At 40.6% G+C, this 16,190-nt stretch carries 14 protein-coding genes; 12 read left to right on the forward strand and 2 right to left on the reverse strand.

Translation table 11 applies throughout. From position 1 onward, the window contains the following. Positions 1–255: 255 nt before the first annotated feature. The 9 genes from HPY74_14945 (at position 256) to HPY74_14985 (ending at position 9,519) form a co-directional block, all read left to right on the forward strand. The gene (locus HPY74_14945) at positions 256–990 is read left to right on the forward strand and encodes a GntR family transcriptional regulator (GenBank protein NSW91939.1); all 735 of its coding nucleotides are present in this window, start codon (positions 256–258) and stop codon (positions 988–990) included. 151 nt (positions 991–1,141) lie between these two features. After that, positions 1,142–2,266, forward strand: coding sequence for a DegT/DnrJ/EryC1/StrS family aminotransferase (locus HPY74_14950; protein NSW91940.1), 1,125 nt, complete (start codon positions 1,142–1,144; stop codon positions 2,264–2,266). Positions 2,267–2,318: 52 nt separating this feature from the next. Next, a complete protein-coding gene (locus tag HPY74_14955) occupies positions 2,319–3,341 on the forward strand; it encodes a Gfo/Idh/MocA family oxidoreductase (protein NSW91941.1) in 1,023 nt (340 codons plus the stop codon). A 90-nt stretch (positions 3,342–3,431) separates the two neighbouring features. After that, entirely contained in the window at positions 3,432–4,469 is a 1,038-nt protein-coding gene (locus HPY74_14960; protein ID NSW91942.1) for an SIS domain-containing protein, read from the forward strand. 27 nt (positions 4,470–4,496) lie between these two features. Further along, positions 4,497–5,897: an ROK family protein gene (locus HPY74_14965; protein NSW91943.1), complete on the forward strand. Its 1,401-nt coding sequence runs from the start codon at positions 4,497–4,499 to the stop codon at positions 5,895–5,897. Between the two features lie 18 nt (positions 5,898–5,915). Then, on the forward strand, positions 5,916–6,764 hold the full coding sequence (locus HPY74_14970; protein NSW91944.1) for a PIG-L family deacetylase: 849 nt from the start codon (positions 5,916–5,918) through the stop codon (positions 6,762–6,764). A gap of 311 nt (positions 6,765–7,075) precedes the next feature. Next, the gene (locus HPY74_14975; GenBank protein ID NSW91945.1) at positions 7,076–7,690 is read left to right on the forward strand and encodes a hypothetical protein; all 615 of its coding nucleotides are present in this window, start codon (positions 7,076–7,078) and stop codon (positions 7,688–7,690) included. A gap of 87 nt (positions 7,691–7,777) precedes the next feature. Further along, complete coding sequence (locus HPY74_14980; protein ID NSW91946.1) at positions 7,778–8,560, forward strand: N-acetylmuramoyl-L-alanine amidase; 783 nt, start codon at positions 7,778–7,780, stop codon at positions 8,558–8,560. 272 nt (positions 8,561–8,832) lie between these two features. After that, positions 8,833–9,519, forward strand: a complete 687-nt coding sequence (locus HPY74_14985) for a redox-sensing transcriptional repressor Rex (protein ID NSW91947.1) — start codon at positions 8,833–8,835, stop codon at positions 9,517–9,519. 23 nt (positions 9,520–9,542) lie between these two features. On the opposite strand, the gene HPY74_14990 is transcribed toward HPY74_14985, so the two are convergent. Then, entirely contained in the window at positions 9,543–10,643 is a 1,101-nt protein-coding gene (locus tag HPY74_14990; protein ID NSW91948.1) for a prephenate dehydrogenase, read from the reverse strand. Between the two features lies 1 nt (position 10,644). Continuing rightward, complete coding sequence (aroF, locus tag HPY74_14995) at positions 10,645–11,682, reverse strand: 3-deoxy-7-phosphoheptulonate synthase (GenBank protein ID NSW91949.1); 1,038 nt, start codon at positions 11,680–11,682, stop codon at positions 10,645–10,647. A gap of 436 nt (positions 11,683–12,118) precedes the next feature. Between aroF and fusA the strand changes: the two genes are divergently transcribed. The 3 genes from fusA (at position 12,119) to HPY74_15010 (ending at position 16,090) form a co-directional block, all read left to right on the forward strand. Further along, positions 12,119–14,209: an elongation factor G gene (fusA, locus tag HPY74_15000; GenBank protein ID NSW91950.1), complete on the forward strand. Its 2,091-nt coding sequence runs from the start codon at positions 12,119–12,121 to the stop codon at positions 14,207–14,209. A gap of 379 nt (positions 14,210–14,588) precedes the next feature. Continuing rightward, positions 14,589–14,834, forward strand: a complete 246-nt coding sequence (locus tag HPY74_15005; GenBank protein ID NSW91951.1) for a ferrous iron transport protein A — start codon at positions 14,589–14,591, stop codon at positions 14,832–14,834. Then, entirely contained in the window at positions 14,831–16,090 is a 1,260-nt protein-coding gene (locus tag HPY74_15010) for a ferrous iron transporter B (protein ID NSW91952.1), read from the forward strand. Before HPY74_15005 ends, HPY74_15010 begins: the two co-directional genes overlap by 4 nt. Positions 16,091–16,190 lie beyond the last annotated feature (100 nt).

Genomic DNA, 16,190 nt, shown 5'->3' on the forward strand with positions numbered 1-16,190 from the left:
TCCGACGAGGGATAAGCAAATCAACTGTATGAGCAAAATAATTACATTGATGTGCTATTAAATTTTATTCAAATTATTTTGCGAGTTTGATTTGCCCCGAAGTGAATTTACAGGCTCTAGAGGCCTGAAGCACCGTTTCCGGAATATAATGGGTCATGGGAAGAAAATGCGCCCGTAATCAACACTTCTCATTGACTTTTAAAACACGGTTGGGTAAAATATAATCCATAATAAGGTTTTAAAAGGATGGAAAAAATGTACTTGGATAAAAAGAGTCCTATTCCTATTTACTGCCAGCTTAAAAACTTGATACTTAAAAAAATCCAGGACGGGGAATTTCCCCCAGGCAGCTTGATTCCTTCCGAACGCGATCTTGGAGAAAAACTCAATATAAGCCGCATGACAGTGAGGCAAGCGCTGAATCAGCTTGTGGCCGAAGGTGTTTTATACAGGGAAAAGGGCAAGGGTACCTTCGTATCCAAAGTAAAAATTGAACAGCGCAATATCATGAGCTTTTCTGAAATAGTAAGGAAAAAAGGCCTGGTGCCCACTACAAAAGTACTGCATTTCATTAAGCAGGAAGCAGGCGGGGAAATCGGAGGAATCCTGGGACTGGATGACAGGGAGATGATATATGTCGTCAAAAGGCTCAGACTGGCGAGCAATATTCCTGTCGGAATAGAAGAGGATTTCATACCGGAAAAGTATTGTCCGGATCTTGAGAAGTATGATTTGACAGCATCCCTGTACAAGCTCATCAAGGAAGAATATGGGTATGCCATCAGCTATATGGACAATGTTATCGAAGCATCCAAACCTTCCAGGGAGGAGAAGGAGCTTTTGAACATGCCGGCCAATGTGCCTGTTTTGAAAATAACAAGTGTAAATTTCGTAGAGTCCGATTTGAAGCTCTTCTACGAAAAGTCGATTTACCGCTCAGATGAATATAAGTACAATGTCAGGGTCTATGTAAATAAAAACATGGAATGAACCGTCGGAGTATATTCGGCGAGGAAAAAAATGATGACATAGTGTAAAGCAACTCTTGATTTTATGTTCCAACCTATGATAATATATAAGTATAGTGGTATATACCACTATACTTATATACCAAATCAGATATTTAAGGAGGTCATAACTAATGGCAGAAATCAAGGTTCCGTTTTACGGACATGTAAGACAGTATCTAAACATCAAAAGTGAAATCGATGCGAAAATGCAGGAAGTACTTATGAGTGGACAGTATGTACAGGGACCCATGCTCAAGAAGTTTGAGGCTGAGCTGGCAGCTTATGCCGGTTCGAAGTACGCTATCGGAGTCGGCAATGGTACCGACGCTCTCTGGTTAACATTTATGGCTTTAGGCTTAGGCCCAGGTGATGAGTTGATCACCAATGCCAATACCTTCTTTGCTACGGCAGAAGCAATGTGGATCGCCGGCTGCACTGCAGTGCTGGTCGACTGTGACGAGAATACACGCTGTATAAGCCCGGATGCAATACGTAAAGCCATCACAAAGCGTACAAAGGCCATCGTACCGGTACATCTGTACGGACAGTGCGCTCCAATGGATGAGATCCGTAAAATAGCCGATGAGTACGGTCTCTTCGTAGTTGAAGATAATGCACAGGCAATAGACGCTGCCGGTGACACCTTCAAGATAGGTGAACTCTCCGATGCAGTATGCACCAGCTTCATCACACAGAAAAATCTCGGTACCTTCGGCGACGGAGGCGCTATCTGGACCAATCACCAATACATCAATGACAGGGTACGCAAGTTGCGCAACCACGGTTCCAGCCAGCGCGACCATCACAGCTTCGGCTTCAACAGCCGCCTGGACGACCTGCATGCGGGTATCTTGAGCGCCAAACTCAAACATATAACCGAGTGGAGTAATATGCGTATCGCCATTGCCAAAAAGTATGATGAAGGATTGAAGGACTGCGATTTCATAACTTTACCTTATAGGCGTCCCGGCTACCGCCATGTATATCACCTGTATGTAATAGAAACCAAGGATGCCGCTGACCGTGACAGGCTTTTGAAATACCTTATTGATAACGGGGTCGATGCCAAGACCCATTATTCCATTCCAATACATAAACAGGAAGGCTTCCCGTGGGGTAAGGATGCACGCCTCTCCGGCCCGCTGACCAACGCCGAGAAGAATGCAGCCTCCTGCATATCCCTGCCTATGTTCCCTGAGCTGACAGATGAAGAAATCAAGTATACTATCGATGTTTTAAAAGCATGGAAGAAATAGGCCGAACAGGCTTACTCCTGACTTATTAAAATTTATTAGGGAGGATATTGATATGTGCGCGAAAAAATATTCTGTTGCCGTGCTGGGTGCGGGTAAAAGAGGAAAAATGCATGCAAAGCTTTTCCATCAGAATGAAAGGTTCGAGCTGGTGGGTCTTTGCGATATCGATACAGCCAGGCTGGATGCCGCTGCGGCGGAATGTGGGAACCCGGCACTTTACACCGATGTGAACAAAATGCTATCGGAAACAAAGCCGGACATATTCTGTTTCTGTACGCCGCCGGCAATACGCAAGAGCCTGTTCCAACTCGGAATCGACTATAAGGTCAAATTGATTGCATATGAAAAGCCGATGGCCACCAATTTCAATGAAGCCATGGAAATGACCGAAATGGCAAGGGCTGCCGGAATAAAGACTGTTATAAGCCATCAGCAAAAATACGGGGACCATTACCAGGCTGTCAAAAAGATTGTCGACAGCGGCAAGCTGGGCAGAATCCAGAGCATTTACGGGCATGTGTGGGGCTGGTACCTCCATATGGTTACCCATGTAATGGATTATTTGAGGTTCTACAACAACAATGCTGAAGCCGAATGGGTAATAGGCCAGATTCATGGCCGTGGAAAGCTGAGTGATAACCATCCGTCACCCGAATACGCAGGCGGTTTTATCCAGTTTTCGAACGGAGTTCGTGGTATAGTGGAGATCGGAGCGCTTTCGCCCGATGTTCCTGAAAGCGAATACCCCTGGCACAAGGGACGCTTTTGCGTACAGGGCACGAAAGGCTTTGCGGAGGTCATCATAGGCGCAGGCTGGAGAGCCTGTACGGAAGACGGCTACCAGGAGGGTCCGGGCTGCTTCAACTATGAAATTGACGGGGCACGTTATGTACAGGATATAGCATTGTGGCTTGACGGTGAAATTGAACACCCCTGTAACGGAGAGGATACCTTCAAAGGCTTCCAGATTGCAATGGGCCTGCTGCGGTCTGCAGTCGAGAGAAAGCTCATCAAGCTTCCCCTGGGACCGGGTGAAAATGAAATAGATGCAATAAAGCGCGTAATACCTGAATAAAACGAAAGAATTCAACACATACCATATATGGAGACATGTAAAAACAGCCCAAATCCGTAAAAATTGTAATGCCACAAAGGGGTGGAATACATGGTACAAATGTGGAATGAAATCTGGGAGCAACCTTTGGCATTGGAAAGGTGCCTTGAAAAAAACATGGGAGTTATAAAGGAAATTACCGATGCTATCGGTAAACAGGGTATTAGCCAGGTTGTCATAGCGGCCAGGGGAACTTCAGACCATGCAGCTGTATACGGGAAATACGTCATAGAACTCATGACACAAAAACCGGTGGCATTGGCCGCATCCTCGGTTTTTACGATATACAGGAAGAGCCTTGATTTGAAGAATAGCCTGGTGATAGGCATTTCCCAGTCAGGCAGGGCTGCGGATGTACTTGAAGTGATAAGGGGTGCAAATAGTTCGGGAGCAATAACGGTGGGTATAACAAATTACAGCGACTCCCCAATTGCCTCGGAATGCAGATTTCATTTGAATTGCGAGGCCGGAGTGGAAAGAAGCGTTGCCGCCACAAAAACCTTTACAACACAGATATTCCTGCTGGCGCAGCTGGCTGCAGAGTGGGGCGGGAACCGGGAGCTGAAGCAGGAGCTTGTACAATTGCCGGAAAGGCTTTCACACGTATTCGAGGTATCAAGAGTAATTGAGGATAGTGTTGCAAGGTATCGCTTTATGAATGAATGCTTCGTATTGGCAAGGGGTATCAATTATGCCGTTTCTCTGGAGGCTGCCCTGAAGATACAGGAAACTACATATGTCAGGGCAAAGGCCTTTGCCACTTCAGATTTCCAGCATGGACCCATTGCCATGCTCGAAAGGGATATACCGGTTATGATATTTGCACCGGACGGCCCGTCGCTGGGTGATGTGACCGAAATGATACAAAAGCTAAAACAGAACCAGATTGAAACTATTATAGTTTCAAACAATAAAAATGTGCTTGAGTTGGGAACCTGTGCTTTTAGAATTCCCGAGACCGATAACGATATGATATCCCCGTTTTTCAACGTAGTTGTCGCGCAGATGTTCGCATGCCAGCTGGCTCTTGTAAAGGGCCTGAACCCGGACAGCCCGCGTGGATTAAGTAAAGTTACAATAACAAAGTAAGTTCCTTTTGAATGGAGGAATTGATGTATGAAATCTTCAAATATTCAAATCAAACCTAAAATGATACCTATATTGGACAAGGATTTCCGTCCTGCTTCCCTGGAAAACCGCGCTTTTCTTAAAGCTGTTGAAGAGTCGGGTGAAGGCGTTCCACTTGCAATTGCCCTTGAGCGTGGGGATGGATTGATTTCCACCTACCGGACAAAGGTATTTTCGGAGGATTCCGCATATGCCGGGTTGAATATGTTTTATGTGGAACGCCTTGTAAAAACACTTTTATGGATACGCGGAGGATGGAAGATTATTATTGGAGGCCCCGGGAGTGTCGGAGATTACATCAGGAAGGCATATTCTGCCGGAGGAATAAGGGAATTTGACTCCAGGTTCATGAGCAGGGTATATGAAAAGCCTTTTACAGTAGAAGTTACGGAATATGACAGGGTACCTGAGTCGAAGGAGGATGCGAAGCCGGTAGGGCGCCACCTGAAAGGATGCCGCATAGGTTTTGATGCGGGGGGAAGCGATAGGAAGGTGTCCGCGGTAATCGACGGAGAAGCTGTTTTCAGTGAAGAGGTCATCTGGCACCCGAAACTTCACAGCGATCCGGATTATCACTACAACGAAATTCTAGCCGCCATGAAGTCTGCAGCAGCGCACATGCCGCGCGTGGATGCCATCGGGGTAAGTTCCGCCGGTATTTACATAAACAATAGAGTGATGGTGGCATCCCTGTTTATAAAGGTTCCTGAGGATCTGTTTGAAAAGAAGGTAAAGGACATTTACATCAATATAAGCAAAGAGATGGGTGGTGTTCCAATTGAAGTCGCCAATGATGGTGACGTGACAGCCCTTGCCGGGGCCATGGAGCTTAATGATACTAATGTGTTAGGCATAGCCATGGGTACAAGCGAAGCTGGAGGATACGTGGATTCGAACGGAAATATTACCGGCTGGCTGAATGAACTGGCTTTCGTTCCGGTGGATTATAATCCTGGCTCCATGGTGGACGAATGGTCGGGAGATTACGGATGCGGAGTGAAATATTTTTCACAGGATGCCGTAATCAAGCTGGCGCCTGCTGCAGGCATACTGCTTGACAGCAAGCTCTCTCCTGCCGAAAAGCTGAAAAGCGTCCAGGAGCTACTGGCAAAAGGCGATAATAGGGCAGTGAAAATATTTGAAACCATAGGGTGCTACCTGGGTTATGCCATAGCGCATTATGCCGATTTTTACGATCTTAAGCACCTTCTCATACTCGGACGTGTCACATCGGGCGAGGGAGGAAACATAATCCTCAGGGTTGCCCGTGAAGTGTTGAAGGAGGAGTTCCCGGAGCTGGAAGAAAAAATTAAAATACACCTGCCGGACGAATCAAGCCGGAGAGTAGGCCAGTCAATAGCTGCAGCCAGTCTGCCGGAAATAATTTAGGGATGGAGGGAATCGATTATGAAGTTCAGAAACGAGGGAGCGGAAGTTTTCATACCGGATAACAGGCCTGTGGATGAAGCCATGAGGAGGACCACTCATATGGCCATTTCCGCCCATCAGGACGATATAGAGATCATGGCCTATGATGGAATTCTAAAGTGCTTTGGAAGGGACGACCGGTGGTTCCTTGCCGTTGTTGTCACCAACGGAGCGGGAAGCCCGAGGGACGATCTGTATGCTTCCTATACCGATGAACAGATGCGCAAGATAAGAAAGCATGAACAAAAAAAGGCTGCTTTTGTCGGAGAGTATTCCGCCGCGGTTTTGCTGGATTATGCCAGTTCAGCAGTAAAAGATCCCAATAACCGCGATGTTGTAGATGAAATAAAGGAACTGGTTTTGGCTGCAAAGCCTGAAGTGATCTATACGCATAACCTGGCTGACAAACACGATACGCATGTAGGAGTGGCAGTCAAAGTGGTAAAGGCTCTGAGGGAGCTTCCCGAAGATGTCCTTCCTGAGAAGCTGTATGGCTGCGAAGTATGGAGAAATCTGGACTGGGTCAATGATGAGGAAAAAGTTGCGTTTGACGTCTCCGCCCATTCCAATATAGCGGCTGCCATCGTCGGGGTTTTCGACTCCCAGATATGCGGCGGCAAGAGATACGACCTTGCGACTGCCGGCAGAAGGCTTGCCAATGCCACCTATGCCGCGTCGCACGGGGTGGATACGGCTTCAGCCCTTATTTATGGCATGGACCTGACTCCGTTGATCAAGGATAAAAGCCTCGACGTATGTGAGTATGTGCTTGGTTATGTAGAAAGGTTCAAAAATGATGTAAGGCAAAGAGTCGAAAAGTGCATTTGAGTGACTTGCCGTTGGTTCAAATATACAAACATTGGATTTAATAAATTAGCATCCTAACTCATGACTTCAGTCATAAGTTAGGATGCTGCTACATATGTTACTCATTATTCATGCTTAAATGTTTTTGTTTTTCATTTAAATCCTGAAATATATTAATGGGCTTCTAAAATATCCTTTTCAAAATTGAGAATGTATACTATAATAAAACCATAAACCAACCGGAAAACTGTAATGGAAACTATAATCCGACTGGCGGATAGAGCGGGATGGGAAATAGATTTATGATTATTTTATGCTTGGAGGAATAACCTATGTTCAAGAACCATATTAAGGACAGTTTAAAGGTTTTGGGCAACTATGCCGCAGCGCTTTTGATTTATGTAATTTTGCTTTATACTTTTATTGCAATAACCGGCGATAATTTTACAAAGTGGCTCCCTTTATATTCATTTATTATATTTCTTTTAATGTCACTGATGTTATATACGGATTTATGGCGTTTGGCAGCAAAAGAAAAGCGACCGCAGTATAACTTAAATCCCTATCCTTTAAAAGGCCTCATCTTGGGTCTGATTGGGTCTTTACCATTGATTATTATAAAAATTATTGAGCACTTCATAACTTTTGAGGATGAAGTATTAAATAGATTAAAGGTAAGTATAGTAGATGGCGTGTTGTTAGGACCTCTGTATTTTTCCATCAGCTTACTTGGGAAGACAGCTGCAGCCTATATTATAGCCTTATTGATTGTTCCTTTGTTGTCTATGCTAGGTTATATGCTGGGCTACTATGGCATTCAATTAGGAAAGATTCTGGGGTTGAAAAAGGAAGTAGTTTATGAAAGGAAACAAGAGCTTTCGCCGTGGAATCCTGCAAGAAAAGATGTTGGTGAAAGAAAGAAGAAGAAAAAGAAAAAGGGGCATTAATTTAATTTTGGGCAAATATCCTTGCATATATTAAACCTGTCCCTGAATAATAATATAATAAAACAGAATTAAGGGATGGGGTTTTGTATGATAGTAATACTGAGAAAGAACAGTGTTGCATTGGTATGCCTTATTTTTACACTATTGTTGGCAATATATAGCTTGAATATTAATGTTGACGATAACCTGGCTTACAACCACAAGGGCGCTGAAATGCCGGAAGACAACAATATTGCAGTAATGAAGGAAGGCAGCGGACAAAAAACTGTAATTCTTGATCCCGGACATGGCGGTGAGGACCCTGGAGCAGTAAGTGACTACAGTGGTATGAAGGAAAAGGATCTGAACCTTAAAATTGCTTTTAAGGTCAAGGAAATGTTAGAGAAGGAAAATTACAAAGTTATTATGACCAGGACAGAAGATATACTCGAATATGAGGAAGGTACCACGGGTATTTACGAAAAAAGAAAACAGGATTTAATGAGAAGAAAAAAGATAATGGATGAAAGCGGGGCGGATATTGTTGTAAGTATACATTTAAATAAGTTTCCCGAGACACAGTATTATGGTGCTCAAGTGTTTTATCATCCTGACTCAAATGATAGTCTAAGGCTTGCAAATTGCATACAGAAAGCCCTCAAAGAACATGCTGATCCTACAAATAAAAGGGTGGCAATGGTAAAGGAGCCGCCAAAGGGGCAAAAACCAATAATAATTCTAAGGGACATCAAAACAACAACAGTAATAGTAGAATGCGGTTTTTTATCAAACCCTGATGAAGAAAGAAAACTCAGGACTGAAGAATACCAGATTAAAATTGCAGAAGCCATTAAAAAAGGTATAGTTGACTATTTTAAGGGGACAAATTAGCTGGAAGTGAACACTTATACTAAATGTAAAAAAAGCATTACAGTTTGAATTTTACCAATTTAAGTTGCGCTGTTCCGGATACACTAATTCGAATCATAAACACACAAATCGAATAATCGAATTGTAAAGTTGACAAAAAAATAACAACAGTGATATAATCTCAATACGCCGTACAACCTCAAAATTCCGTAGATAACCTCCTGCTGCTATTTTGTAAGGGACTTAAATACATAAAATATAGTGGGGGATAATATACAAGAAGGAGGAAACCAATGGGTTTAAACAAAAAAATATCAATTGCAGTGATAAGACGTTTGCCCAGGTATTACAGGTATTTATCCGATTTATTAAGAATGGATATAACTCGAATATCTTCGAAGGAATTGAGCGAGAGAATGGGGATAACTGCATCGCAAATCCGGCAGGATTTGAATTGTTTTGGCGGGTTTGGACAACAGGGGTACGGATATAATGTGGAATCCTTATACAGAGAAATTGGAAATATCCTGGGAGTGAATAACAATTATCAAACAATTATAATTGGCGCAGGTAATATGGGCCAGGCATTAGCCAACTATGAGAATTTTGAAAAACGGGGATTTAAACTGATAGGAATCTTTGACATTAACATGCAAATAATCGGGAAAAAAATAAGAAATGTAGAAATTATGCACATGAATGAGTTGGATAATTTTGTAAAAAACAATCGGGTAGATATAGCAATACTTACCGTTCCATATCAGAATATTCCTGAAGTAGCAGAAAAAGTTGCCTCTCTTGGAATAAAAGGTCTCTGGAACTTTTCCGCAATGGACTTGAAACTGCCTTATGATGACATAATTATTGAGAATGTCCATTTAAGCGATAGCCTTATGGTTTTAGGATATAAGTTAAATGAGAGAAGAAAGGCTGAAGAAGCTAAGAAAAACATGCCTGATGAAAGCAAAAAGAACAAATGAAAATTTATTTTTATGTAAATGTGCTATATGCGTTTGTATACCTTATAACCTGCAGCGTATAGCAGATTAAATGCACTATTCAAGCTTTCATTATCATGCAGGGAGATAATTAGGCATCCTTGCTCAAACTCTCTGCTATGGGATACGTTGATGTTTTTAATATTAATGTTATTTTTCCCAAGTATAGTGGCAATTTCTCCAATTATACCCGGTTTATCAACTACATCAACAGTAAGTTGGTAAACGGGGCTAATTGGTCCCTTCTTCCCTTCGGCAAAAGTGTTCCTATAGTTTTTTGCAGATTCAAAAAAACTATAGATTTCTTTCTCCCGCTCTTCTTTAATACATTGTAAAATATTTGACAAGTTACTTATAAAAACATTAAGGATATCTTCTACTTGTTGTTTATTACTAAGAATAATACTTTGCCACATTTCAGGGTTAGAAGAGGCAATTCTCGTAATATCCTTAAAACCTCCTGCGGCCAACATTTGCATTTTTCCATCGGGAAAGTCTATTTCTTTAATTAAATTTACCAAAGCAGATGCTATAATATGGGGGACATGGCTTATACCTGCTGTTGCCCTGTCATGGACCAGAGCATCAACTACTACGGGTATTCCTCCAATACCTTTAATAAGCTCTATCATAAAACTTAAAGATTCATCACTGGTACTTTTAGAAGGAGTTAAAACATAATAGGCATTTTCAAAAAGATGAGAAAAACTCGAAGCATAGCCGGTTTTCTCTGTACCAGCCATGGGATGTCCACCAATAAAACATGGAGGGTCGGAAAGATTATTTATATAGCTTATAATCTCACTCTTTGTACTTCCGACATCTGTAACTATACACCTGGGTTTTGTTTTTTTATAAAGCTTTTTAATATATTCAATAGTTGACTTTACAGGAGTACATATAAAGATGACGTCGGAATTCCAAACGTACTCATTCACTTCAGTAAACCCACGGGAAATATTGCCGTCTTTTAACGCCTGGTTTATGGAATCTGTATTTTTGTCAACAGCTGTAATGTCTTGAATATTAAGACGCTGGCAGAATGCCCTGGCAAGAGACCCTCCTATTAATCCCAATCCAATTATGGAGAATTTTTTATTCATCATATTATACTTCACATTCCTTATCATACTTAAATTCTCTTCCTATTATAGGTGCAATTTTATATATATCCTTGCACAAATCATCAAAATCTTCGGGGGTAAGTTGCTGTGATGCGTCGGATAAGGCACACATAGGATTGGGGTGAACTTCAACTATAAGTCCATCCGCACCTGCTGCAATTGCAGCTTTGGAAAGGGGTTTCACGTATTGCGACTTACCTGCTGCATGACTGGGATCCACTATTATGGGGAGATGGCTTAAATTTTTTATTACCGGGACTGCACTTATATCAAGGGTATTTCTTGTGGCGGTTTCAAAGGTCCTTATTCCTCTTTCGCACAGTACAACATTATAGTTACCTTCACTCATAATATATTCAGCAGCATTAAGCCATTCTTCAATAGTTGTTGAAGGACCGCGTTTGTAGAGGACAGGTTTTTTTGAACGGCCTATTTCTCTAAGAAGCTGGAAGTTCTGGGCATTTCTTGCACCTATTTGTACCATATCCACATATTTTTCAGCAATTTCCAGAGACCTTTCGCTAGTCACTTCACTTATTATTAATAGGCCTGTGGCCTCTTTAGCTTCTTTTAGCATTTTTAAACCTTCTTCTTCAAGACCTTGGAAAGCGTAGGGTGAAGTCCTTGGTTTAAAAGCCCCTCCCCTCAAAAACTTTGCTCCTGACTTTTTTATGGCTAAAGCAGCCTCCATTATCTGTTGGCGATTTTCAACAGCGCAGGGACCGGCCATTAATATAAGCTCTTTACTGCCAATTTTGACACCATTTATGTCTATTATACTTGGTTCCGGATGGAATGTTTTACTGGCTAACTTATACGGTTCAACTATAGGAACGAGTTTTTCAACTCCCGGCATTAGATCTATAGGTATATCTTTCAATAGTCTTTTATCTCCAATAACACCTATTATTGTCCTCTCGGTTCCTTTTGAAATATGAACGCCCAGACCAAGCGATTCAAGGATTCTGGATATATTCTGTATATCCTTATCCTGGGAATCAGGTTTCATTACAATTATCATGCTATAATCCTTCCTTTCTACATAATACTTAAACAACCTGTACTAAAAGTACAGAGATTGGTATTTCGACTAAAAGCCAACTGCCATATTACCATACTACCAAACTACAATAAATATATAACCATAACATTGAAAACATATATTTAATTTAATAACATATTATTTAATTATTATTTTTACTTTACAACGCAATTTTAAGAATGTCAAGATTATAGGATTGGTAAAAAAAGGTTTTTCAAAAAATACTATTCAAAATTAGAAATTGTATGTTATAATAAAATGGCTGTTAAGGGTTGGTATTGAAAAAAAGAATATTCGGGCATTGTTGTTATATTATTGTATATAATTTGGGTAACATATTAGTAAATAAAGCGCAAAATTAATTATATTATATTATGGCATGATAATACATAATTAAGGGGGAGAGTTTATTATTATGAAAGATTATACTGTTGGAAAACTACGAAATGTTTGTTTACTTGGCCATGGCGGATCAGGTAAGACTACACTGGCTGAAGCAATGCTTTTTAATACAGGTGTGTTGGACAGGTTTGGTAGAGTACCTGATGGGACAACTACAACTGATTTTGACCCGGAAGAGATTAAAAGGAAATTTTCTATCAATACTGCCATAGCTCCTTGCGAGTGGAAAGAGCATAAGATTAATGTAATTGATACTCCCGGATTTTTTGACTTTGTAGGAGAATTAAAACAGGGTTTGAGAGTTGCAGAAAGTGTGATAATTCTTGTCCCCGGCAAGGGAGGAGTAGCTGTGGGTACTGAAAAATCGTGGCAATATGCTAACGAGCAGGGTGTATCTAAAATATTTTTTATAAGCAAGCTGGATGAAGAAAACGCCAACTATTTTGAAGTTTATGACCAATTGGTCCAAACTTTCGGTAACAAAGTTATAGCTTTTCAAATACCTATTATTGAAAATGAGAAGTTTACAGGTATTGTTGATATAGTTAACATGAAAGCAAAAAGAATTGAAAAGGATAAAATAGTTGAAACCGACATTCCGTCGGGGCTAAGCAGCAAAGCGGATGAGTTGAGGGAGGCCTTAAAAGAGGCAGTAGCTGAGACTGATGAAGAACTTATGGAAAAATATTTTTCGGGAGAAGAATTTACCCAGGATGAAATTACAAAGGGTTTACGCCTTGGAATATTAGATGGCTCAATAGTACCTGTTTTATGCGGTTCAGCAATAAATAATTTTGGTGTTAAGCTTCTTATGGATGCAGTTATTGACTATTTGCCTTCACCTGCCGATTTATCTACTGTAAAAGCAAAAAAGGCAGGCAGTGATGAGACTGTTGAACTGAGAATTGCAGAAGATGAATCTTTTTCAGCATTAGTATTTAAGACAATCGCAGATCCCTTTGTAGGGAAAATAACATTGTTCAGGGTATATACAGGTACTTTAACTCCTGATACTGTTGTATATAATTCTACAACAGAAAAAACTGAAAAAATCGGGCAGGTATTTATTTTAAGGGGTAAAAAGCAGATACCTGTAGATAAGCTTGTTGCAGGGGATATCGGTGGTGTTGCTAAATTACAAAACACAAACACTAATGACACATTATCCGATACGTCAAAACCTGTTCTTCTTGATAAAATTGTTTTCCCCGAACCTTCTATTACACTTGCTGTTGAGCCAAAATCCAAAGGAGACGAAGAAAAGATAAGCCAGGGCTTACAAAGGCTGCAGGAAGAAGACCAAACTTTTAAAGTTACTATAAATAACGAAACACGTCAGACACTAATTTCCGGGGTAGGAGAACAACATCTTGACGTTATAATAAGCAAATTAAAATCTAAATTTGGTGTTTCAGTGAACTTGACAGATCCAAAGATACCATATAGAGAGACTATTAGAAAAAAAGTCAAGGCCGAAGGGAAACATAAAAAACAGACAGGCGGTCATGGGCAATATGGCCATGTATGGATTGAGTTTGAGCCTGGGGAAACTGAAGATCTTACATTTGAAGAAAAGATATTTGGCGGTGCAGTCCCGAGGCAGTATTTTCCTGCTGTAGAAAAGGGGCTTCGCGAAAGTATAAGAAGGGGAGTATTGGCAGGATATCCTGTTGTTAACCTTAAAGCAACCCTTGTCGACGGTTCATTCCATCCTGTAGACTCTTCTGAGATGGCTTTTAAGATTGCTGCAAGCCTGGCATATAAAAAAGGATTGGAAGAAGCTTCTCCTGTACTTCTTGAGCCTATTATGCATGTTGAAGTATTTGTTCCTGAAAACTATATGGGAGACATAATCGGGGATTTGAATAAACGCAGGGGAAGAATTCTGGGGATGAACCCACAGCATGACGGGACACAGCAGATAGTGGCGGAAGTACCACAGGCTGAAATGTTCAAATATGCCACTGATTTGAGGTCCATGACCCAGGGAAGAGGATACTTTAAGGAATGGTTTGAAAGATATGAGGAAGTGCCTCCTATAATAAGCCAGAAGATAATCGAGGAATCCAGAAAGACAATGACTGATGAAGACGAAGGGGAATAAAGGATTAATTATAAAAAGTTAAGTAAATTCAAGTGCCATTTAAATGTAACATTTAAGTGGCATTTTTTCTGCCTTACCAGCAGGGTAGATGCGGTAGTCATCAAGGTTTTTGAGCATTATTACGAAGTGGCTTTAAGGACTTTTGAAGAAAACAATGGACTGATAGACGTGTTTTTCTTCGGGAATGATTTCGGTTCATATATGTTTAAAATAGGTTATTTGCTTATTGACATAAGTTAATTTCCGTATTAAAATTTAAAAGGAATTATTGGGCATTAGCTAATAATAAGATGTAACTGATTAAATTTTTTAATGCATTATTTTTTTTTGAATAAAATGATAATGATTATCAATTTCCTTGCAAAGGAGTATGGATATTATGCAAAAAAGAAGGTTGGCACTTTCTATGATGAAAAATTTACAGTCAGGCATAGTTGTAGCAATCAATGGAGGTGGAGGGATGCATGCAAGGCTTGAAGCTCTGGGCATTCGTGTAGGGTCAAGAATCAAAAAGAAAAGTGCGCTGATTGGATTCGGTCCTGTTATAGTTTCAGTAGGAAATACTGAAATTGCCATAGGGTACGGAATGGCTTCGAGAATTTTTGTGGAGGTGGATGATCAGTGAAGATTCTTCTTATAGGTAATCCCAATGTGGGGAAAAGTGCCATATTTAGCCATCTTACAGGAGTGAGTGTTACAACATCAAATTATCCGGGTACTACAGTGCAATATACAAAGGGATATTTAACATATAATGGGAGGAAATATGAGGTTATTGATGTCCCAGGAACATACCGGCTTGATCCTGAAGCCGAGTCTGAAAAAGTTGCAGCAGACATGATAGAAGCAGGAGATGTTTTGGTAAACGTAATTGATTCAACAAATCTTGAGAGAAACTTAAACCTTACATTTCAATTGATGGAATACAGCAAACCGATGATATTAGTTCTTAACATGTGGGATGATGCTAAACATAAAGGTATAGAAATAGATGTAGGTAAACTGGAAAAACTTCTTAAAATTCCTATCATTACGACTAATGGTCTTACAGGTGAAGGGCTTAATATTCTTCCTGAAAAATGCATAAATGCGCAGCAGGTCCAATGGCCTAGGCTTTCTGTGTCTCAGAGATGGGAAACAATCGGGAGCATTGTAGCTGAGGTACAGAACCTTTCACACAGGCACCATACCTTTATTGAAAGGCTGCAGGACTTATCCATTCATCCTTTTTTTGGCCTTCCTATTGCACTTGCTTTGCTTTACTTTGCATTCAAGCTTATTATTACAGTAGGTGAGTTTTTAATTGAATATACAACCAGGTTATTTAATTTTGCTTATACCCCTTTTATTCTATGGTTTAGCAGGTTATTGGGCGGACAAGGAGCAATCCATTCCCTTCTTATAGGTGAGTTAAACGGCAATCAAATTGATTATGAAGGAGCTATGGGAGTTTTAACAACAGGAGTGTTTGTGGCATTAGGTATTGTTCTGCCTTACATAGTTCTCTTTTACCTGGTGTTCGGATTCCTTGAAGACCTGGGTTATCTACCGAGGGTTGCTATAATCCTGGATAGATTGTTGCATAAAATAGGTTTGCACGGCTATTCGGTTATACCGATGTTTTTAGCCTGCGGCTGTAATGTTCCTGGAGTATTGGCTGTAAGGAATCTTGAAACAAGGAGGGAGCGCTTTATTACGGCGGTTATAACATGTACAACCATCCCTTGCATGGCACAGACTTCCTTGATTGCGAAAGCTGTTGGAGAACGTGGAGGAGTCTACATCGCACTGACTTTCATGACTTTGCTAAGCGTGTGGGCTATATTGGGCATGTTTTTAAAAGAAACAGTAAAAGGATATGACAAGTTTTTTGTTATGTAAAGTTTTCGTCGGGAAGTCCAAGAATTTTAAGGGTTTTTAATAAAAATCTTTACATAAAAATACAATCTAAATTCAATGAAAGACAGATTTGATATATACT

The sequence above is a fragment of the Bacillota bacterium genome (assembly GCA_013314855.1).
GTDB lineage: Bacteria > Bacillota > Clostridia > Acetivibrionales > DUMC01 > Ch48.